Source organism: Sphingobacterium sp. JUb20, assembly GCF_004342035.1.
Lineage (GTDB): Bacteria > Bacteroidota > Bacteroidia > Sphingobacteriales > Sphingobacteriaceae > Sphingobacterium > Sphingobacterium anhuiense.
This window is the reverse complement of sequence record NZ_SLYV01000016.1, coordinates 26,091-48,205: the sequence shown is the minus strand read 5'-3', so window position 1 is coordinate 48,205 and position 22,115 is coordinate 26,091. Positions and strand designations below refer to the sequence as shown.

Annotated in this window: 16 protein-coding genes; 3 read left to right on the top strand and 13 right to left on the bottom strand. The window is 32.6% G+C overall.

Annotated features, from left to right (window positions below; translation table 11 throughout):
* Positions 1-15: 15 nt before the first annotated feature.
* Genes EDF66_RS22470 through EDF66_RS22455 form a run of 4 tightly spaced genes read right to left on the bottom strand, consistent with a single transcriptional unit; the run spans position 16 to position 9,197 of the window.
* Positions 16-5,136 (bottom strand): DEAD/DEAH box helicase, encoded by a 5,121-nt coding sequence (locus EDF66_RS22470; protein WP_132845240.1) that lies wholly within the window; start codon positions 5,134-5,136, stop codon positions 16-18.
* Positions 5,133-5,969 (bottom strand): hypothetical protein, encoded by an 837-nt coding sequence (locus EDF66_RS22465; protein WP_132845238.1) that lies wholly within the window; start codon positions 5,967-5,969, stop codon positions 5,133-5,135. Before EDF66_RS22465 ends, EDF66_RS22470 begins: the two co-directional genes overlap by 4 nt.
* Positions 5,966-7,681 carry a hypothetical protein gene (locus EDF66_RS22460; RefSeq protein WP_132845237.1) on the bottom strand — a complete coding sequence of 572 codons (1,716 nt, stop codon included), beginning with the start codon at positions 7,679-7,681 and terminating at the stop codon, positions 5,966-5,968. The genes EDF66_RS22465 and EDF66_RS22460 overlap by 4 nt, the downstream gene beginning before the upstream one ends.
* Positions 7,674-9,197, bottom strand: coding sequence for a hypothetical protein (locus tag EDF66_RS22455; RefSeq protein ID WP_132845235.1), 1,524 nt, complete (start codon positions 9,195-9,197; stop codon positions 7,674-7,676). Before EDF66_RS22455 ends, EDF66_RS22460 begins: the two co-directional genes overlap by 8 nt.
* Before the next feature lie 574 nt (positions 9,198-9,771).
* Between EDF66_RS22455 and EDF66_RS22450 the strand changes: the two genes are divergently transcribed.
* The 3 genes from EDF66_RS22450 (at position 9,772) to EDF66_RS22440 (ending at position 12,310) form a co-directional block, all read left to right on the top strand.
* A complete protein-coding gene (locus tag EDF66_RS22450) occupies positions 9,772-10,452 on the top strand; it encodes a DUF6843 domain-containing protein (protein ID WP_207898744.1) in 681 nt (226 codons plus the stop codon).
* Entirely contained in the window at positions 10,437-10,844 is a 408-nt protein-coding gene (locus tag EDF66_RS22445; RefSeq protein WP_132845232.1) for a hypothetical protein, read from the top strand. The genes EDF66_RS22450 and EDF66_RS22445 overlap by 16 nt, the downstream gene beginning before the upstream one ends.
* Positions 10,845-11,056: 212 nt before the next feature.
* Positions 11,057-12,310: a TlpA family protein disulfide reductase gene (locus EDF66_RS22440; protein ID WP_165902502.1), complete on the top strand. Its 1,254-nt coding sequence runs from the start codon at positions 11,057-11,059 to the stop codon at positions 12,308-12,310.
* Positions 12,311-12,847: 537 nt separating this feature from the next.
* On the opposite strand, the gene EDF66_RS22435 is transcribed toward EDF66_RS22440, so the two are convergent.
* The 9 genes from EDF66_RS22435 to EDF66_RS22395 form a co-directional block, all read right to left on the bottom strand.
* Complete coding sequence (locus tag EDF66_RS22435) at positions 12,848-13,504, bottom strand: DUF1016 N-terminal domain-containing protein (protein WP_132845229.1); 657 nt, start codon at positions 13,502-13,504, stop codon at positions 12,848-12,850.
* A 52-nt stretch (positions 13,505-13,556) separates the two neighbouring features.
* Complete coding sequence (locus EDF66_RS22430) at positions 13,557-14,834, bottom strand: chitin binding peritrophin-A domain-containing protein (RefSeq protein ID WP_132845228.1); 1,278 nt, start codon at positions 14,832-14,834, stop codon at positions 13,557-13,559.
* Positions 14,835-15,084: 250 nt separating this feature from the next.
* Positions 15,085-15,432 (bottom strand): hypothetical protein, encoded by a 348-nt coding sequence (locus tag EDF66_RS22425; RefSeq protein ID WP_132845226.1) that lies wholly within the window; start codon positions 15,430-15,432, stop codon positions 15,085-15,087.
* 176 nt (positions 15,433-15,608) lie between these two features.
* Entirely contained in the window at positions 15,609-16,193 is a 585-nt protein-coding gene (locus EDF66_RS22420; protein WP_132845225.1) for a hypothetical protein, read from the bottom strand.
* A gap of 233 nt (positions 16,194-16,426) precedes the next feature.
* Positions 16,427-16,759: a DUF3592 domain-containing protein gene (locus tag EDF66_RS22415; protein WP_132845223.1), complete on the bottom strand. Its 333-nt coding sequence runs from the start codon at positions 16,757-16,759 to the stop codon at positions 16,427-16,429.
* Between the two features lie 542 nt (positions 16,760-17,301).
* A complete protein-coding gene (locus tag EDF66_RS22410) occupies positions 17,302-17,730 on the bottom strand; it encodes a hypothetical protein (protein ID WP_132845221.1) in 429 nt (142 codons plus the stop codon).
* Position 17,731: 1 nt separating this feature from the next.
* Positions 17,732-18,079, bottom strand: a complete 348-nt coding sequence (locus EDF66_RS22405; RefSeq protein ID WP_132845220.1) for a hypothetical protein — start codon at positions 18,077-18,079, stop codon at positions 17,732-17,734.
* Between the two features lie 194 nt (positions 18,080-18,273).
* Positions 18,274-19,047 carry a GLPGLI family protein gene (locus EDF66_RS22400; RefSeq protein WP_132845218.1) on the bottom strand — a complete coding sequence of 258 codons (774 nt, stop codon included), beginning with the start codon at positions 19,045-19,047 and terminating at the stop codon, positions 18,274-18,276.
* On the bottom strand, positions 19,044-21,725 hold the full coding sequence (locus tag EDF66_RS22395; protein WP_132845216.1) for a TonB-dependent receptor: 2,682 nt from the start codon (positions 21,723-21,725) through the stop codon (positions 19,044-19,046). The genes EDF66_RS22400 and EDF66_RS22395 overlap by 4 nt, the downstream gene beginning before the upstream one ends.
* Positions 21,726-22,115 lie beyond the last annotated feature (390 nt).

Genomic DNA, 22,115 nt, shown 5'->3' with positions numbered 1-22,115 from the left:
GGTCTTTTATTTCAATTATCTAAATTCGTTAATAACTAAATCACCATAAAAATCATTAAGCAATTTAATATTATTTACATATCCTTCTTTCCAAAAAGGATGGGTTATTAGTGTTTTGTGGCCGCCTTTCATCAAATAATAAAATCCATTTTGTTCCAACAAAGACGAATTATACTTTTTAAGAATCAAAGATTCAAGATATTGGGAGAAGTATTGTTTCCAATACGGCTGCGAAAAATTTAAGTCAATTGCTGAATCTTTTGCTAGTTGAGCAAGATCGAGTGCCAATCTCCAATTCAGTAAACTATGATGATTTTGATTATAATAGTCTCGTAGACAATCATAACATGATGAAGTGCAATCTTCATGCACATTATTATTTAAATAACCGTAAACGGTACTTTCGTTTTCAGAGCTCAGCTGATCAATAAAAATTTTATTCGCGATTTCATAATCGGTATCTCCATTTAAATAAGCACAATAACCTGCTCCGTTAACAGCTGTCTCGACGATAAATACTTCATGCTTCTTCGTATTAGGGGATATTCTATAACCCACCTGCAACTCATTAGTTTCGATATCTAATTCCGTACAAATTGATTTTCTAATTAAATAGCCCCAAGATAAAAAAGCTGATTTTTGATAAATACAATTTTGTCTGCTCTCATTATTAATTCCAATATCATTAATCGCCAGTGTCAAAACACCTGTTTGCTTTGTTGATATTAAAGCGTATTCTTTTTCTTCTACTACTTTAACTTTCCTATTTTTAAAAATATCTTTACTAACCCAAACAGGATCGTACCCTGCGCTATCTTTTCTCTTTTTCCAATATTTACCTAAAAGAAACAGCGCTCCTCCATTATCATTGATAATATTGACCAACCCACTATCTGGCTCCGCATTATTATACAAAAGAATATTACCAATAGAATTTTTCGACTTCTTAAGATTTGAATCTGGGTCTAACTGTACTTCCCCTCCTCTAGAATTAAAGTCAAACCTTCCGTCGAAATCCTTTGCCTCATCCTCTTCTGTATAAAAACCTAATGGAGAAATTGCAGGAAAAGGAACAAGTTCCATTTCGCAAACTTTACAAAGTTTGTACTCAGATTCCTTAGAATAAATGATATCGCAAAGAGTACATTTAAAAATTGTCCTATTTATTGGTCCTCTTCCATCAACTATATTATATCTGCCCGCTTTTTTCTGATATCCAATTACTCCCAACGACTTAAGGATTCTTTTGTCTTTTACTACTTCGGAACCTGGTGCAAACTCTGATATTGCTAAATCCATTGTACGCTGGATTAATTGAGATTCTTCATTTTTGTCAGAGGGTTCCTTTTCGTATAAACTACGAACCTGTGTCGGGAATCCGAACATTGGAAAAACTCCTGCATTTGCTAATTTCTCAGCTATGTTATTCTGTGGATAATCTTCGAAATTAAGAATAATATCTTTCTCAAGTTTACTCAACCAACCTTCATAATATGAATCGTAAATTTCAGGATCGCTTAAATTTATCTGTGTACCAATCTTAAATTTGAAAATTATTTCTTCAATTAAGACTCTATTACTTAATACAATGCTGACAAGAGGTTTAATGATAGGCCAGTCATCTATAGTTCCGAAAGCACCATGTACATCTTTCCCCTTAAACCCACATTGCTTTGTCGCTCTATAAAAAACCTCCTTATTCACAAAACGCATCATTATGCTCATCTGTTCCATTTCTAAATATGGATCTGCTGGAATTGCTGAAACCATTCTCTCAGGTTGTGCATAGTAAGATTGATCGTGCGAATTTCCTTTTGCAACGGTAAGTGCTATAGACATTGGTAGTCCCCGCCTACCCGCTCGCCCTACTCTTTGCTGATAATTAAACCGTTGAGGAGGAACATTTCCTAGCATAACAGCAGTCAACGCTCCAATATCTACCCCTGCTTCCATTGTAGTAGTAACACTTAAGAGGTCGATTCCATCAAAAGGTTCTTGTTCATCATTAAGCATCCGACCCTGAAAATGACGCTGTCTGATACGTGCTTCTGATGCATCTGTTTGTCCAGTAAGTTCCTCACAACGAAGACGAACCGGATTGTTCTTATAAATATCGGCTAAGAATAAATAGTAATTTTCTTTTAGAAACTTATCAACAATCTCTTTCGGTTTCTTCTGTAAAGACTTATTGAGACAATTAGTACATACATTACGGAAATTTCTAAATTGATTATTTCCACATGTTTCACAATGATAATACGTATCTATATCCTCAGTATAATGAACAAACAAATTATTCCCTGATAAATTATTAGAATCTTTCAACGTTAACTTATTCTCTAATAATATAGATTCAAATACTTTCTTAAAGCCATTAGGAGCCACATTTCCTTTAAAATTCAGTACAATACGCCAATACCTCCAGAGTTTTTTCGGAAAGCTTCTACTTGAATAGGGACTTCCCAAAACTAATCCAGATTCAGCCATTACTTTGATCGAGTTTTGAATTAGGTCTTCGTCAAACCCATAATAGCTTTCTATTGTCGCTCGAACATACCCAATAGCGAGTGATTCGAATGAACGTCGTCCATTAGCATAGAGGCTACTTAGTAACTCATAAGTTAAGCTTTCTTTAATATCCTTTTCTAGACCTCTATGAAGAGATTTGAATAGTAAACGATTAGAATTATCGCTATCTAAACCCTTGAACCATTTGTCACCATCTTCTCGATTTAAAAACGTTATAGAATGCTTTGGTCCACCTGGATTAACACCTATATCAATCAGCTTGTCTCCAATAAGCATAATTAAATTGGAGAATTCAACGCCCCCTTTTCTTGAAATCTCGGCTACTAGTGAAACATATTCATCAGACTGTTGATTTGTACTTCTCAAGTATTTATTAATCTTTGCAATTAATTTATTATAACTGCTATTTTCCACTCTTTCCTCATCCATCTCATTCAGTATATCCTCAGTGTGAGCCTTTCCTTGCAATGTTTCCAAAGCGTATTGAGAAAATTTATCGCCACTAGATATTTGGTTATACAAAATAGCTCGAATAGTATCCTTATAATGATCTAGTTCAATACCTGCCGAAAGTTTGGCAGCAGCCTGACGAGAATCTGAGAATAAAACAAGTTTGGCAAAATCAGAATCCCCCTTTCTAAGTATGCGTAATAAACTATCTGCCATTAATTGGTTTATTTTCTGAACCCCAGTATAATGACGGTGAATTGGAGTAAAAGAGTTTTCGTCTAATTTATTTTCATCCAAGCTATGATCACATGAAAAGCATTCATGTGGATAAACAGCTTTATAGCTATCCGCTTTTTCAAAAAAAACTGAATTAAAACTACCTCTAGAACTTCTTACATAATTTAAGTTTTCACTTAACTCATAACTTTTCCATTTAGATTTATTTTCTTTATTAGAATTATATTCTTCACGTATTTCAACAATTTCCGCTCCGTTTAAGTTTTTAAAAACAATATTAGAATATTCTTCACCATCAAACCCTCGTTCAATGTAAAGCTGATTTTCATTACTATTTTTCTTTTTAAATCCATTAAAGTACAATTCTCCACACTGGCGGCAGGTCAACACTTCAAATACAGGGCTTCCACATTCGCAATGACTAATCGGTCGCTTGTAAAGTTTACCTAACGTTCGATTGCTAAATTTAAATGTTTCATCGACTGCACTACAACAACGATCGACACAAGCCCATAATCCATCAACATTCTTGAAGAAATAATGAATTCTCTGTGGTTGTTCGTTGATGCCGTTGCTGTTTAGTTTTGTTAACTCCTCTAATATTAAACTTAAAGCTTGCTCCGATTTTGGTTCTGTGGGATCGTCGAATAGCTCTTCTAAAATATCTTGTGTAAGCATTGGCTTAGGGATTTTCGAACGTAACAAACTTAATAAGTCGTATTTCTCAAATATATCCTCCCTATGTTCAATACTTTTTAAAACGGCAACTGCATTTAACTTTTCAAATTCGCTGGTAACTTCTCTTTTGCTCCCTCCTATTAGTTTAAAATTATTATTAAAATATGTCTCAGATATACCAAAGAAACCTTTGATAAAATTCTTGGATCGTTCTCCTTCTTGCATAGAAGCACTTGAACATAAGTATCTAACCTGAGAAGACTCAGGATGTAAATTTAAACGCTGAAGTAACAAACGTATCAAGTATGCCACCTCTGTACCTGCTGTGCCACGATAAGAATGCAATTCATCAATCACTATATGAAATACATTTTCCGGATTTTCTTTAAGCCATCTTCTTGTTTCTTCAAAAATAGCACCTTCCGCTTCCCGCATAAGTATGATATTTAACATACTATAGTTGGTAATAAAAATATCAGGAGGATTTCTTTGGATATCAAATCTATTCCAAAGTTCAATTGGAATATTTGGATTTACAACATCGTAGCGGTACTCATCATTGCCCGTCGTCAATGACAATTCACATGCAGAATCCCAATTCTGAATCAAAGAGTTTCCTTCCTTATCTAATTTTGATTTATTCTCTTTTCCTGAAAACGGTGTAATACCTGTATAGCGAGCGAAAGTAATATATTGGCTATTTAGTTTTTCATCAAAAAAATCAACGACAGAATCACTACTTAAAGATTTTCTCAATCGCCGCATCTGATCCTCTGCGAGGGCATTCAAAGGATACAAAATTAGACTCTGCATCCCTTTAAACTTACTTTTTTTCTTTTTAGTCTGTAAAATATTATAGAATAATGGTAATAGAAAGCTTTCTGTTTTACCTGATCCTGTACCAGTTGTAACAATAATATTTTTCTTGTTTTTGACAGCTTCATATAGACTCTCTACCTGATGCTCATACAGCTTTCCTCCTTGATAAGGGAATAATCCACGACAAATTAAATCACTAAATAGCGGGTCTAAATCATATTTTGCACAAGTATCGCTTACAGATAACTGTTCCTTGTACTTCGTAGTTAGTTCGATGATGGGCTTTTTGCATATCGCGTCATCTCTTTCATACAATAATCGGCGTTCTCTTTCAAGCTTTTTATCATACATAGGCAAACCTGTGTCTATATACTTTAAATAAACATCTTTAATTTCAGACCATATATCAAATGCATTTGTCATTTATAGATACGTTTAATTTGTTTATAAATCTTACTATCAATCTGGTAACGATAGTCTAGTGGGATATCACCAGTGGTTAAAATATGATGTGTAAATAGTGTTTTTCGAATAGGCTCTAAAATTGGCAACAATTCAAATAATTCACCTATAGCATCATCGTACATAAATGCTACTTTTTTACTTAGAACCAGCAAGTAACTCTTTACTAGTTCGGCCGTTAGAAAATCATTTAAAGGAAACTTATAGAAGTTCCCTTTATTGCAAAAGCAATATTCATAATGGTTTTTGTCATTAAGATGCACTTTGTACAGTGATGGTATTACATCAAATCTTTTAACCTCACTCCAAGTACTATTCTTGTTATTGGGCAGCCATTGTTCTAAAGAACTATAGGTTGGCTTTTCTACATCAAAAATAAAACGCTTTTTTATAATATCAGAAATTTTAGGAATAACCTTCAAAACATCGAGCGAGTCAAATATATTTTTAGAGGAATTTTTCTCTTCATTTTCAACCACCTTATAATTCAGCCCCACAAACTGCACTTCATTTGGCTTTATAGGATCATTAATGTATATTGTTCGTTCGGAACCACTTATTATAGTTGATTGCATTAGCCTGTAGGCAAGCTTTCCGTTCACAGTAACTCGATCTATTATTCCTAAATATAGAAGTAGAAAATATGAACTGTTGACTATATTCTTATCAAGTACATTAGGCCGTCTCTCAATTAATTCCTTTTCAATTTGCTTTCTTTTAACCTCAGATAGAGTAAAGTCTTTAGATAATGCAAAAAACTGATAAAATATACCTGCTATTTGAAGTCTGATCATTTTCCCACTTCTAAATTAAGAGCTATAGACAGTTCGATATCACTACAATCAATAGTAGGTATCTCTAACTCTTCCCAAGCTGAAAAGGTTTCATCATTTACGTCAAATCCAAAATCGTCTATATCTTGCTCTAATGGAAAGAAAACGACGCGTAAGTTGGAGGGCCAAGTCCGGCCATCTCTAGGTAAAGTTTTTCGGATATTCCGACTTAAGTCGATAAGGGGTTTTGCATAACATTCGGGACTCGCTATGTTGAAATCTAGTAGTAAGTAGTATATAGATCTCGAAGGATTGTTATAAGCAAATTCAAATGCATCTGACAACCCTTGATTAACGAATTTATCAAACTTAATCCAATCGACCTCTGCATTATTTAGGTAAATTTGACTATTACCTAAAACATGAATTAGTCTCAAAAAACACTCTATATTATCACATCTAAAAAACCTATTTCCTTTCAGCTGTTTTATTATTTGATGTAATTTATCTTCTGTATACTCATCTAATTCCAGAAAAACACTAAGATTATCTAAAAAGTCTGTCATCCTTTCATACAAATTTGTACTGCTATTTGAAGATTTTTGAACCTCGAAATTAGATTTCAATTCTTTCGTAACTTCACTGCCTATTCTTCCCTGAATTTGCATAGAAAGGATAATTTCATCTTTTCGCTCTTCTAACAGATTAATTTGATTACTTAGCATTTCGATTATTTGATTCTTACTCTCAGTTTGCGTTGAAATCTCCTGTAATTTAATCTCGCTGCCGCTTAACTCTTCTCGAATCAAATTCAACTTATGAGATTCTTTTTCCAGTTCTTGGTCGAGAAGCTCTTTGTTCTTATCCAAGAACTCATTCTTCAAAATATCTTCAAAATCTTTAATACTACCATCAAAAACATTAGACCAAAAACTAGAATTATTACGTAAAGCCTCAAATTCATTATACGTAAATGAGAGTTTATCTAATAAAGTCTGAACCTTTTTAATTCTTGCAAACTGGAATTCATCTAGATTTTCACTTGTGATCAGATCTTTGATTGAGTTAATGAATCGACGTGCCTCATCAGTCATTCTTGATTTACTGATGATACTTTTTACGCTTTCAATTAATTGAATATTTGTAGAGCAGTCATATTGCTTTACAGCTTCTTTAGATAAATGCAATATAAGAGATGTTTCCTTTTGAATAGGGTGATCAATCTTTAAACACTCATTGATATCATAAGCATTTACAAGTAGGGATGATCCAGCTATTACTTTGTTATTCTGAATTTTAAAAGGGCCGTAAATCAAAATACCATTGCTGACATAGAAATTACTTTCGGGTAGGCTATGTCTTATAAAAATCTCTTTTTGTAATAATTCAATATTAAGGAACACATCATCCACCTCAATCACATTTAATTCTAAACATATAGGTATATAGGCTCTCTCAACAGCAAGATAGTGTAACTTAGGATGACTTCTCTCTACCTCATTTATTACCTCCTTTTCCGTAATGCTTAGAAAATCTCCCTCTTTAAAATTATATTGCTTTAATCTTGGAACAAAAATTTCCTTAACACCGTCAAAACCCCTTAACAGATCCTCATCTTCTACGACATATCCATTTATAGACTTAGAGATTTGCTTTGCTAAAACTGTACAAAATGAACTATCGCTATCCCCTGCATAATTATTTAAAATTGCGATGTACTTATCGTTAATCATAATGTTGGTATTTAATTGATTTTAAGAGATTATTCGCAGATAAAAAATCTTGTCCAGTGCAAGCTTTCGACCACTGATTTATGTTCATTTCCTTATTAATAGTGTCCCGTAAACTTCCATATAACCGAAGTCCTTTTAACAGTGTCCCCGTAGTGTCGATAGTAAAAGAATTTAGTCGTAGTCCACTATCAACCTCATCGACATTAGCATTATCTTTATGGTCTAAAACTACAAATCGCAAACTGGTATGACCAGCAACTTTTACATTGTACAAACCTGGCTGACATTCTAAAGAGTTATAATCTTCAAGAATAACCTGCTCTTTTGGATGATCGAAATCTGTATATAAAACGGAGTAATTTTCACCGATAATTTCTGGTCCAAAATTTTGGACGTAATTCCATGTGTGCCCTAGACGAACCCCTTTTAAATAAACTGGAATTTCATCTTTTGTATTTCGTAATTTATTTCTTAGAAACTCAGGAATATAATCATCGATAGTAAAGAAACAACGAATAATATTAAATCCAGAATGTTTATGATTAATATTAGTTCCTATCTCTAATCTTCTTCTAGAAACAAGGATTAACTCCGTATTTAGAGAAAATAAGTTTGATTGTTCAAATTCTACCGATCCAGCTACTCTTTCATATATATATACATCATCACCTTTAAAGATCTCGTAAAGTTGATGGACTTCTGTCATATGACGATAGAAGTGAATGGAGTCTTCCAAACCAAATTCAATAAAATAAGTAGTTTTCCTGTTGCGCTTCGACGTTTCCTTTTTATTTGCGATGCTATCCCATTCTCCTGAATTATAATAATTAAAAACTTGTTTAAAAAACAGATCACGAGTCGTTGTCTCGTGCTTTGACTTGTTATTCTTTCTACTAAAGGTTTGAGCTAGAAATTTTCTATAAAAAATTCCATTAAATTCCTTTTCCGATATCACCTTTTCTATATCTAGGTTAATCAAAACCTTATCAGCAATTTCTTTCAAGTCTTCCTTATTTAGAACCACCTGTGACCTAGGAAATTGATTATACCTACCTGGGCCTTTAGTATTGTTAGGTATACTCAAATGAAAGCCCAAATTATCCCTTAAGTAATTTTTCGCTCGATTCCAAAGCAGCTCCTGTACATGCTCGCCAGCAAATAGCTCAGAAAAAAGTTCCTCAAGTTGTTTCTTTTTAACACCTACAACATTACAAAAACGTTTAGAATAATTAGTTACTGAAATTTCTTCATAGTTTTCCATAGAACTAGCTCCTAAACATTGGAGTGCAATAAGGCCGAAGTAAGCGGGAATTTTCAAGCCATTATAACTATACGGCTGTAGTAATTTACTCCAAGGGGCTAATCTAATTTCTCTGAAATGAAGATTCTCTAACGAATATTTTTTTTTGAATATTTCAATTTCATACTCGTCTATCGCCAACGAACAAAAGCCGTTCTTTAGCGTAGTTGTACGATAATAATCATAAACCCATTTATTAAATTCGAGGTAGCTCATATAAACACATTAAAGAAAACCGTTTTCTTTTTTCGCCTTGGAGATACAAAACAAACCTCCTAAATTATTGAACGAAAAATTGTATCAAGATTCTATTTCATAAATTAGTTAAGATTTCATAATTAATCATATGGTTGTTTAGAAATCATTTACAATATAAACTGAAAATCAAAGATTAAAAAATAAAAAGCAAAATAGTTTTGTATTCTGCAATTGCGCGCAATGATAAGTAATCTTATTTTACCTAGTATACGGGAAACCGTAAAGGGGGAAAAAGAGGAAAACATTCGGCTTTATCGACTCTGCTTAACAGACCCTGCATAATTTATGCTGCAGATTGCAATTGTACCTTTGTCTTTCGATTCGTTTCAGGAATCAAAATGATAATTACGCCTTTTATATTAATTCAACATCAATACATTCATCGCTGATAAAAGTCTTTTTTATTTCCTTTTGTAGTATATTAGCAAATACTAGATTTCTTATGCTAACAGTGATACAAATTTAAAATTCAGTCTGCCATTTTCGCCAAGCCACAAACCATCTGTAATTTTACTAATACGACAAATACAAAATGAGAGTTTATAAAACGGGAATTATTCTGATTATTTTAAGTTGGATTGCTTGCTTAAATCCTTATTGGATAATATTTGGAGGACCAGTTTTTATAATCGGACTTTTGATAGTATGGCTCTCTAAAATCAAGCTAAAGACAAAATTACTAACGACCTTTTTACCACTGCTACTTTGGTATCCTGGAATGCTTGCATTCGTCTTTTTAGGCTCAAAGCATATGACACCAGAGACCTTTCTTATTCCTAAAGATTTTAGAGGTCAAATTACGCTAATTTATAATGAGCCTTGTGGACAGACTGTTCCAAAAGTAGACGGAAGACTGATTTACAAAATTCCAGATAATGGAGTTATGATACTCACAAACAAATTTGAGACTGGTATTATAGACCAAGAATATTATTTTGTTGATAACAACTGGAACAAAATAGGAAAAATACCGGAACTTATACAGCAAGACTTTATCGAAGACTACACACTTGAAAAGAACAAAAATGAGCCTCCAAGAAATCAGGTCGGTATATTTTTACTTGGGACAGGTAGCGGATCTACTGCAATGAATGAGAATTATGAGTTTCATATGATGGCAGTCACTTCCTGGGACAATTTTAGAGTTCAAGACTATGGAGGTATTCCGGACAAGTTAATCGACAGCTTATTATTCGAATGCAGAAAAAAATAACCATACAATATTTAATTGGTGTAGGACTTGCACTTTTGACAATTCCAATAGTTGAAGGGGCACTTTCGGTACTTCCGAACATTGGTTGGCATTTTTTGACAGTTATGTATATCACGGTATTTACTTTGCAAATCACCTTTTACTACCTGACAACAAACTTCAAATTTGGCTGGACGGTTTTGAGTTTTATTTTAAACTTTATACTCTGGACATTTGAGCAAGTAATTATTGAGAAGACTTTTCACGACTCCATTATTTACAATGGAGAGAACGGGAAACTTGGCGTATACATTCTTGGCGGACTACTTTGGGTAACAAATAAAATTCTTATTGATAAACTTTTTAGCCTTAATAAATCCATTCACAAGCAGAGCAGTAGAATAAATGCATAGCGTATTTTGCATATTGCTTTTGGCTTCGTTGGTACTTTCTTTCCTTTCAAAATGAAAATACAAATGTAAATCGATACTACTATTTGAAAATGCATAAAGATATGTCTAAATAATATATGCTGCGCTAAATAATAAGAGTGAAATTTCTGTTAAAGAAAGTTAATTGTTAGATGATTATTTCTAATATAATTACCTTTAATAAAAAACCAATTATGAAAAGCTTACTAATTATCGGTTTCCTTCTTTTTAGCTTGGTAAGCTACTCGCAGGAAGATATAAAAATTCATCTTTCGAGAGAAGTCGATTTAGAAGTACAGACTATGAACCAAACATTGTCTGCTCCAAGTAGTGAAACATGGTCAAAAATATATCCAAAAATGAATATAACTGCCATCGGTTTGGATAGTGTGGTTGACTTGAAAACCTATATCATTTATCATCAAACTATTTTCCAAGCATATAAACGAGGAGATGTATCTCAGCATTACTTAGATAACCAAATTACTAAATGGGGATTGGATAGCACTAAGCTTACTGATCAAACAATTCATTCTTATTTATCTGGTATTATGGCTTACAAGAATGGTCGTCCCTGCGTTATAATTGATAAAAATGCCAATCAGAATCTTGATGATGATCAGTTATATTTTGAAAACGAGGCTAAAGGAATTCACTTAGTTAAGTTCCAGCGGTTTTCTGACAACAACATTGTATCGGATTCCATCAGACTTGAAATATCAGATATTGACTACAAAAAGAAAGTCATTCGTTTCAAGTTTGTTGAGGTTAGAAAGGGAGATTTCTATTTAGGTAATACGAATTACTCGTTAAAGCTTGAGGCATTGCTAAATGATTATGATTATACTCAATTTTCGAAGATTAAATTTTCAGAAAAAGATACAGATGTATTAGGTGTCTATACCCGTGGAGATTTAGTAAAACTTAGAAAGAATATTTATAAAATTTCTGATATATCAGTATCTGGTGACGATATAACTTTATCACCCTACAAGGAAGAAAAACAATATTCTACTCAAATCGGAAAATATCTACCTAATTTTCGAGCACAAAATCTCTTGGGAGATACACTTGAATTGAATGATCTAAAAGGAAATTATACGTTAGTTTATTTTTGGAATTCTTCCTGCTCTGCAAGTACATTAGTGTTAAAGCAGTCTGTTAAGGATATTGTCAAAGATGAATCTAATCTCAAATTATTAGGTATTGCACTTGATGAAAAGTCACAGATTGAAAAGGAATATGAAAAAAGTTTTGATCATGGATATCTGATTGTTCAGCCTGCAAATGGAGAAATAAATAAAATTTTTGATGTTAATGTATATCCGACTTATTATCTGTTGAACCCAGAAGGTAAGGTTTTGGTAAAAAGTGGAATCAGTATAGATTTAACAAGGTTTCCTAAAGAGATCCGGGAAGCAATAAACGCTGATAAGGAAAATTTATGAAGTGTCAATGCCATTTTACAGCTATTTGACTACTTACCGCAAAGCGGTATGGTCATAGCTGATACAAGCCAAAAGAAGATGTTAGACGAAGCCCTACTGCGTCGATTTGACTTGTCTATTTCATTAGAGCTACCTGAGAAGGAACAGGTCGAATAATTGATCAACCTTGTGCTAAAGGAAGACCAGTTTGGTTTTGACAAGAAGGTATCTATACCTAAATTGATTGAGCGTTTAAAGGACTCTCCTACTTTAGCATACAGAAAACATTAATTAATACTATAAAACGGAGTTTGTTTGCTATGAAAAACAGTCCGAGCACTCAAACCGAAAATAGATACACCGATCCTGGAAGGGATCGGATAGAAGAAGAAAAAAGCGTTGGCAGTTTAATAACTTCCAACGCTTTTTTATTTAAACTTTTTAATATACTTGAAATCTTCATTAAGACCTCAAGAAAACTGTTTAACTTCATGGATGCTCACACTTACAATCACCCTAAAAATATAGTCAGATATTAGAGCATATTGCAGAAATTCACTAACCTCTCATAAACTCTCCGTTTGGCCTATCTAATTTCAAAAATGACTCAAGATCGTTGTCTGGAAATAGATTATTAATTATTCCATCTGGAGCTAACTGTCTGCTACTATCAAAAATAAGAATGTCATGAGATCTGAAAGGTACAGGGCTATTTTTGTCATATTCGACCATTTCGGTACTGTATAAATAATCTACTTTCGTCTTTTTTCTCTTTACCTTGGGGAGCTTTGGCACATCACCTCCAGCAATAATCTTATTAACTGATTTCTGAAGTACTTCTATGCTTAAATTTTCATCTATGCAAACCTTAGTCAGGCTAAATATCAATTCCACATCATTTAAGGGAAGCATTACCTTCAGATATTTCCATGATATAACTGATCCCAATACCCCAACTTGAATTTCATCAGTTACTAGCTGTGCAAAAGCAATGGCCATAGTAACATTATCTACACTGAAATTATTGCCCCACTTTTCCATTAACCGCTGTGATTCAGCAGTAATGAAAACTTTATTATTCTCCTTCTTTTGATCAATAAAATACTGACCTATTTCCCATTGGAAATTAAGGTATGCATTATTAATACCCTGAAGGATTGAATATCGTTTGGAACCAATAAAGTCCATTGTCAACTCTTTATTTTTATTCTGCATCTTCGATTAATTTTTACTGATTTATATTTAAAAATAACAACCAAAACTTTAATTACCAAACTATGCACGAACCCGTCCTTTGATATTGTCGGGTTATGACTTTGGTACATATCGGACCATCATAGTACTTATAGACTGCATTAATTGTAAAGCTTGCACTGATCAAATAACCATTTGCCAAAGGCGTCGCAACATAACTGACCGTTGAAGGCATGACAGAAATTGTACGAACAACGAGCTCACCATATATATTTGTATATTCATCAACAGGCTTTTTTGGAATTGGTACAACACTTAGAATCGTCATTACTTGTCCTGTAGACTGACTTCTGGTTTTTACCACTTCAAGCATAAAATCAAATGGACGTGGTTTGCTAGTTCCATTATCGTTATAATAATCGTCTGCAAAGTATGATAAGCTACCACTTGGGTCAAAATTTTGTTTTGAAGTCTCAGTTGTAAATCCTGATCCTGTATTGCCTCCAAATCCTCCGCCCGAACCTGAGCCTCCACCTCCTGTTCCACCACCGGAACCACCTCCACTATCTGAACCGCCCCCAGAGCCACTTCCCGAACCTGGTCCGACCGGAAATCCCCCACCACCACCTGTACCATCACCAGGGTTAGTTCCTGGTGGATAAACGTCCACTTCATCTATTTCATTTCCGAATGGCAAATATTCGCTGTTTCCATCATCATAAATAATATGCCAATAGTAGGGGGACGCCCAATCGTCTGTAACCTCGCTTGGCCAATCGCATGCAGCTATTGGTGGATTGAACATTAATCCTTGAGGACACTCCTTTTTGATCTTCTCTAAAATTTGCGGATCACTTGAGGCTTTTAACTTACTACCTCCCGTTTTAATTTTGTTCAGATCATACCATCTTCTAAACTTTCCAGTTTCCGTGTTAAAGACTCCTTTCCTGAGACTCTTACCTTCGATTGAAAAAATCGTCAATTCAATTTCCTTTGCTGAAAAATCACCGACATATTTTTTTATAATTCCGATACCAGATCCTTTACCATCCATCAGAAATGCAAATTCGGCAAAGCCCTGCTCATTATTCAAAATATTCGTTATTGGAACAGTTAGCACACTATTTCCCTCTTTGTTAGTTACGACAGCATGCTTAGCCCAATTAACCTGCAGTTTATTCACTCCAATGTCATTGTTATTGGTTTTTGGAAAGTTTGTCTCAAGGAAGCTTTTCGCCTTTGATACAAACTCATTTCTTATTTCTGAACCATCTTCATAGGTCAGATCCTTTTCACATGATGTAATAATAAAACAGCCCAAAAGGCAAATAATAGTTAAAAGTTTTTTCATAAAATAAATTTGGTTAAAATTCAATAGATATTGCTGTGCCGTATTGTCTTAAGATCCCTAGAACCTATGCGCATGAACATAATAAATTATGCAAAACAGATTTCGAAAATTCTACATATTGCGGTAAAAATAAGGTGACAACAAATTAATTGTAACACTAGTACATGAATAATTTCTGCAACTCTAACTTATCATTTTATGGATATAGTGCCGATTTTATGATATTATTAAGCACAGACGTTTATAATTATCAATAAGGTAAGAAAATTTTATCGTAGTCTATATCAAAAATAATAATTTGGTGAAAAGCTACTCGTAATTGCGGATAGTCATCACTTACTTCATTAACATGATCAATACTAGTGAGTGATATATTGTTGTTAAACACTTCAAATTTTAGTATGAAATTGTCTTTTTTGTTGTAAAGTAATCCATGCTCTTTCCCTTCAGCATCTTCATAGTAACCTACCAATAGCGTCCTTTCTAAATTAATGTTGTTTGATATGATTAAATTTTTTAAATCAAGCCATTCAGTATTTAGTAATTCGGTTAATTCTTCTATTTCTAATTTATAATCTTGGAATTCTTCTGTGGTCATTTTAATGGTTAATAAAGGTTTATAGGATCTTAATGTTCTGTTTAAAATGAAATTGCTGTTTATAAATTCCTATCAAAAGCCTTGTTTAATTTATGTTTTATTTTCTGTTATACTGCTTTTGAAAATCAAGTCTGGAAACGACTGTTTGAAATCAATCTTTTGTAAGGTTAACTTTTTCATAGTTCAAAATTATCTATTTTTTTATGTGAAAACTTCAGCGTATAATTTATCTCTCCTACTTTTTTTGTTGCAATTCGTGCTTGATTAAGGTCAAGTCGATAATCTTTGAGGCAGGTTTTGATACTGCTAACCGCTTTTTCACTGTCTACAACCTTGCAAAAAATATTTAATTTCTTTTGACCCATATCAAAACCATCCACATCGCCTACTCCATTCCAGCCTAGATGGTCTTTTAGATATTCTTGCACCTTGTCTTTTAGCCATAAATCTCTTTTATTTCCTAATTCACTCTTTAAAGGAAACTGAACAACAACCCAATGATGATTGTCTTCATCGATTTGATAATAGCCATTACTTTCACAGTCTTTACAGAAATTATGTACAAAATCGTCATTTGCATTTTTCGTTTCAATCGTTATCTCTTCTACTTTTCCTTTATAACCAACTTTTCCATAGTGAACAATAGCTACTTTTCTGTTTTCGTCAAACCAAGTTTCTTTGTAAAGTAGTTGTTCTTTATCGTCAGCTTTATAATATTTTATCATGACAGGTTCACTTTCTTTATTATGTACTAGGGTCATTTTGACCAGCATATCCAATTAATTTTCGGTAGTTTTCATAACCTTATTCATTTTTTATTGATTATTATAATTAAAACAACAGCTTCATATGCTAAAATCTTTAATAAACAATAGCCGTTGACAAACATTGCTACAACTTACATACCTAAATTATGCTGGCATCCGTTAAATGTAAAAAGTAAATAATGTTAGATTATTTCTGCTTTCAGAATTACTACTGGAAAGCGAAAATTCTAGTGAATTTTCTTCAAAATGAAGTCATCGGTATCGTCTTTATTATAAATTACAATTACCTTTTCTCCTATTTCATAACTTGCAGGGTAATTTCCGACAGAATATTTGCGTCTGACGTTCTCCTTATCCAAAGTTTGATATCTGACTACTGGATAGTAAACACTGATTCTACTCCAGTGATCAAAATCTAAATCGACAATAATTCCTTCTGTTCTTAATCCGTTCTTTTCTAACCTACGTTTCTGCTGTGTCCTTGAAACCAATACATATACTATTACAGTACTGATAAACAGAACGAATACTACAGTAGTAAAATCGACATTGATCTCCATTTAATTTTTGTTAATTACGATCTTAAACCAATTGTTAAAATAATTTGTGATAGCTTCTTTATACTGATTAGTTGCTTCTACCATTTTTTTAAGGTTCGCTTTTACATTTAAATAAACGTTTCCCGATTTACTCCCAACGGTTATTTCATTTGAGGATTTTACTCTACCATTCACATCATGTAGTAATTGGTGGTGCACGATGATAGTAACACCAACAGAAATAAGTACTCATTCACAAATGACTGGCATATCTAAAATACAAAATTAAATTACGAATTTTAGATATGAGCAATATAAAAATTTAACATGCTCCGGAACTCAGATTATCGAATAAATTCAGATGTGCAACTAGAAAAACAATTGATGAGTAAGCAGAAGAGCTCAACCTAACAATGAGTAATGGATGAAGAACTTTACAAATACTGCTCTATTAAATAAGATCCATTAGCTCTGGCTACTATTGATAGACTTCTAAATCTGTAAAATCGACTTTGAGGGTAAATTACGATGAGTAAAAAAAGAAATTTAAATAGCAATAATTTCTAATCTAAGTAATGTTCTTCCCCATTAACCATAATAGAAATTACCAAACCAAGCTTTCCTCTAGCCCAAACTTGTAATCCTAAATGTGGATATTCATAAACATATTGGGGCACCTTTCCTTCTTCAAAATCCAGTTTATCCTCTTCAACATAGTCTTGGCCAACTAACACAGAAAAATGAGATATCGATATTCCTATCAGATTAACACCATAGTATAATAACTCTTCGTAACATCCGATAAAATCAATACGATTATCGCTGACAAATAATGTAATTGATGGATTGGGAATACTATAATTTATAGATGGAGCGACATCATCATTACTCATATCTGCTACATCGAATTGGTAACTACTTAAGTATTGAACAATAGGGCTACCGATCAAAAAATCACCTACTTGCTTAAATGGAAATAATTGGGGAATCATTTTATATTGATCTTATTTTGTTAATATCAGCATACTCCTTCCATTCACGGTGGGAATAAACAGTTTTGATGGTTCCGATTTTCGAAAATGCCATTTCAAAATAACCATCGTTTAACACTGTTTCTATGATTTTATGAATACTTTGGTAAGATAAATCTTCTACAATAAGCATATCTGTTGACCAAAAGTATACCTCATTATTGTTGATCATAAGCTTTCTAATATTTTTTAATGTAAACAACGTACCAAAATAAACATCACCGTTACTTAAAACAATATTTATATCAAGATTATCATCATAAATATCTGTTACTTGATACGGAGCAGGAAAAATAATCTTAAATGGCATGTTTTATTTTTTTAAACTTTTAAATATTTTTGAGTTTATTTAAAATTTGCTTCTGAAATAGATTTAAAATTCTGATTTTTCATTGTTATGCAGAAGAAATAAAATTTACAGTCAAAACTCTTAGGTTTACATAATGGTCAGAAAGACGAATTCAAAGGATAATTAGTTTGAACTGGTTAATAATGAATTAAAGCTTATAGAAAACTAGTTCTAATATTAAATTTGACACCTCCACTCCTTTTCGGATTTGAAAATGGTAATTCTTTCATAAAAGTGATAAAACCATCGATATTTTTAGTTTTTTTCGCATCGTACGAAACAGATTGAACAACAGTTTCCTGCAAAAGTATATTTTTTGCAAAAATATTAATATTATCATGAGGAATGGAAATTCCAAGAATGATTCCCGGTAGTCCGCCAAAAATAGATGGTCCAAGAGGGACCTGTATTTCCTCACTGTAAAAGGCTACGACATATATGGAATCATTTAAAACACCATTTGCTCGACGACATTCATAGCCCCCAATATCCATCCTCTCATTGGTAAACTTCCATTTAATTGAAATGCCTTTATCTTTAATAAACATGGATTCTCCAATGACATTTTTCTGAATGAAAACAGAATCAGTTGACAAATCCCGATAGACGTATTCAGTAGGAAAGTCAATATAAAAGTCTAAATTATTTTTAGAATTATCTTTACTGACAGAACTATATAGTCCTGACTTATCATCAAATTTTAAGGTATACTCCTTAACAGCAAAACGATCTTTAGCCAAAACCTGTAAATACTCTTGATAAGGTGATTCTAAAGCAGCATCATGAAGAATGTTTTTTGCTCGCTCATAACGGTTTGCTCGCGATTCATAAGTTATCTCACCTGATAAATTTTCAGATATAACTTGCCCAATCACACTATTGCATAGACCAAAAAATACGATTAATACTAAAAATTTTGTTTTCATCATTCTCCCATTTTATTGAAATCCCACTTAAAAGTCAACAAGAAATAACGTCGTACAACTGTATATCTATTTTCTGTAAAACCGATCGAAGATTGCTGTCTACTAAAGCCATTATTTTGGTTAAGCAAATCGTTGACATTTAACTCAATACCGTACTGAGAGGTCTTTCCGAACTGTTTCTTTACTGCGGCATTCCATAACAACCGATTTAATGATGTACTCAATAAGTTATACTCAGGTTTATAGGTGTAATTCAAGTTCTGCGTGACTGTAAATCTAAATGGTAAAGAATAAGCGAAATCTCCATTTGCTCCTAATCCTAATCCTTCATAATTGAGTTCTGTATTATTGGAATAGCTCATTTTTTCGTAAATAGGACTTACATTGACATTAAACCGAAAGTTCTTTCTTTTAAAATATGAAAATGAAGAGTTTAACGTATAGAATATAGATGTCAACTGATTATCAGAAGAATTTACAGAACTATAATTTACCGATCTTCCTGTTTGCAATGCCAGTAAAAAATAATCTTTATGTTTATTCACTTCAATGCTAAAGCTTGAGGATAGATTGATGGAAGAAGTAGTTCTACTAATATTAACAGGTCTATAAATCAACGAAGTGTCTGTAATTAAAGTGTTATAACCAATTGCATTACTCTTTAAACTGACATCGATTGTTGTACGGAACACGCGCATCTTTTTAAGCCTAAAATTATGAAAAACAAAGTTTAAATTATCACGATGCTCTGCCGTTAGAAATCTGTTCCCCTCATATATATAAGGTAAACTTTCTTTGGATTTAAACGGTTGTAAATACCTTAAACCGGGAGATATTCCTGAGTGTGAATAACTTAATCTAATTGAGTAATCTTTGCGGAAATCAAATTCTAGATTTACTTCAGGTTGCACAAACAAAAAATTATTCGAGAAACTATTCTCATCTAGTTTGTCTTTCAAACGATTTCCTTCGAATAGTATACTTGTTCCGAAATAAGCTGAAAATTTACCTTTTTTCCAATCATAATAACTATCGAACTTATTAGCATAATGATGATAATGATAAATACCACTAAAGACCGAATCTATAATATTTGAACCTTCTGACAATGTTTTTGTATCATTAGATAATTTAGAATAGTCATTTGTATAGCCCAAAATCATAATACCACTGCCTAAGGGATTCGAAAACTTAAGAAATGAATTTAGACCAGTTGATTCCGAAACATTATTCACATTAAATTTATCATTATTGCTTTGATCTACATTATTTAGACTTTCTACTTGCAACTGATTTCGATTCCTACTAAAACCTGGATTAAATCCCACTGATAGTACCTGCTTTTCTTTTCTTAATTTTTTGTTCCAGTTTAAATTCATATTTAAAGAAAAGTTACTCCCGTCTGAGGATCTTTGTTGCAAGAGATCATTTAATAAATTACCAGATTGTAGAGTACTGATTCTGGATACAGTACTTGAGTTGCTTTCGGTTTGTCCCGTTCCCGTATTCAAATCAAAATAAAAATTAGAAGTACCCTCATATTCATAATTCAGTTTGAGATTTTGACTATTATTATCTCTTTTATACTTTGAATCATTATCATATCTCAATTCTACAGCTTCAGAATTTATTAATCTAAATGAATTATCGGTCCCTGAAGCCGAAATTCCACTTACTCCAAAGCTTGCTGAAAACTTATGCTTATCGTTCCAAATATTTGCGTAATTCAGACCTCCTCCGTACACTGAAGGTATCCCCTTTCCTGTATAATTACCAGATGATTCACTGTACTCTCCACACAATGCTCCACCATTAGCACTCAAGCTCTTATACCCCATACCTATTTTGCCCGTATTGCTCAATACCCCATAAGCGAACATCTTTTCTTTTCCATTAAACCGATTGACGGTGAAAAGGTTGTTATAAGTCCCGTTGAGATAAGCACCTTCTAAACTTCCAAAATAGCCTACTTTTTTATTTTCCTTTAATTTAACATTAATTGTATTTCTCTTAGCATTATCCGGAATACCGGTAATCTTCTCATTTTCACTGATATCTTCATAAATCTGAATTTTATCGACAATATCTGCTCGGATATTTTTAGTTATTAATGTTGGATCATCACCAAAAAATAATTCTCCGTCTACAAGAACCTGTTGGATAACTTTACCAAATGACAGTATCTGGCCTCCACTGCCAATCTGAAAACCTGGCAACTCTTTAAGTGCATCTTCTACTCTTGCATTGGGGTCAAGTTTAAGACGATCAAAATTATACTCTAAAGTATCACCCTTCTGAGTAAGGATACGCCTTTTCCCTATAACGGTAACTTCATCTAATTTGATTGAAAAATCATTTGGAAATATTTTTAAAACACCGAAATCTACACCCTTTAATTCTGTTCCTGTATAAAAAGGTATAGATAAATCTGTGTATTTTGGATAGGTGACTACCAATATATATGCTTTGGTAAGAATTGGTTTCCTTACTTCAAATTTCCCATCTTTATCTGTTTTTGAATAAGAGTGATATATAGAATCACTTGCAGTTATTATATTAATTGTTGCATACGCCAATGGTACGCTATCAGGTGACACTACTTTTCCCCTAAGAATATTTTCTTGAGCAAATAATGCAACACAATACAAAGTCATAAAAAAAACAATAGTAATTCTTGCCATTCCTTATTATTTAAAAAATATGTAGGCGGCTTTCTGACCAATATTTTTAATACACTCCAATTGCATTTCCAATAAAAACAAGTTAATAACGGTTATTCAGTAAAGTAAATCACATAAAATATTATTAACTAAGGGCTTTAATCCTAGAAATTTATCTGTAGAATAAAACTATAGAAAGATTATACATTGTTCTATTTCTAAACGAATTACCAATAAGTGATTTACAATAATTAGTTATAATAAATGTATTTAAAAAAAACTCTTTAAGCAAATAAATTCACAAAAATTAAATTTAACTATTCAAAATTTTCAGAACTTTTAATCGATAAGCTCTAAAATCATTTACTTTTAACCATCAGTGATATACTCTTAGAAGAAACGGGAAATTTA

Coding starts and splice junctions, on each gene's coding strand:
- EDF66_RS22470 (WP_132845240.1), bottom strand. CDS start 5,136: ATGACAAATGCATTTGATATATGGTCTGAAATTAAAGATGTTTATTTA.
- EDF66_RS22465 (WP_132845238.1), bottom strand. CDS start 5,969: ATGATCAGACTTCAAATAGCAGGTATATTTTATCAGTTTTTTGCATTA.
- EDF66_RS22460 (WP_132845237.1), bottom strand. CDS start 7,681: ATGATTAACGATAAGTACATCGCAATTTTAAATAATTATGCAGGGGAT.
- EDF66_RS22455 (WP_132845235.1), bottom strand. CDS start 9,197: ATGAGCTACCTCGAATTTAATAAATGGGTTTATGATTATTATCGTACA.
- EDF66_RS22450 (WP_207898744.1), top strand. CDS start 9,772: ATGAGAGTTTATAAAACGGGAATTATTCTGATTATTTTAAGTTGGATT.
- EDF66_RS22445 (WP_132845232.1), top strand. CDS start 10,437: ATGCAGAAAAAAATAACCATACAATATTTAATTGGTGTAGGACTTGCA.
- EDF66_RS22440 (WP_165902502.1), top strand. CDS start 11,057: ATGAAAAGCTTACTAATTATCGGTTTCCTTCTTTTTAGCTTGGTAAGC.
- EDF66_RS22435 (WP_132845229.1), bottom strand. CDS start 13,504: ATGCAGAATAAAAATAAAGAGTTGACAATGGACTTTATTGGTTCCAAA.
- EDF66_RS22430 (WP_132845228.1), bottom strand. CDS start 14,834: ATGAAAAAACTTTTAACTATTATTTGCCTTTTGGGCTGTTTTATTATT.
- EDF66_RS22425 (WP_132845226.1), bottom strand. CDS start 15,432: ATGACCACAGAAGAATTCCAAGATTATAAATTAGAAATAGAAGAATTA.
- EDF66_RS22420 (WP_132845225.1), bottom strand. CDS start 16,193: ATGACCCTAGTACATAATAAAGAAAGTGAACCTGTCATGATAAAATAT.
- EDF66_RS22415 (WP_132845223.1), bottom strand. CDS start 16,759: ATGGAGATCAATGTCGATTTTACTACTGTAGTATTCGTTCTGTTTATC.
- EDF66_RS22410 (WP_132845221.1), bottom strand. CDS start 17,730: ATGATTCCCCAATTATTTCCATTTAAGCAAGTAGGTGATTTTTTGATC.
- EDF66_RS22405 (WP_132845220.1), bottom strand. CDS start 18,079: ATGCCATTTAAGATTATTTTTCCTGCTCCGTATCAAGTAACAGATATT.
- EDF66_RS22400 (WP_132845218.1), bottom strand. CDS start 19,047: ATGATGAAAACAAAATTTTTAGTATTAATCGTATTTTTTGGTCTATGC.
- EDF66_RS22395 (WP_132845216.1), bottom strand. CDS start 21,725: ATGGCAAGAATTACTATTGTTTTTTTTATGACTTTGTATTGTGTTGCA.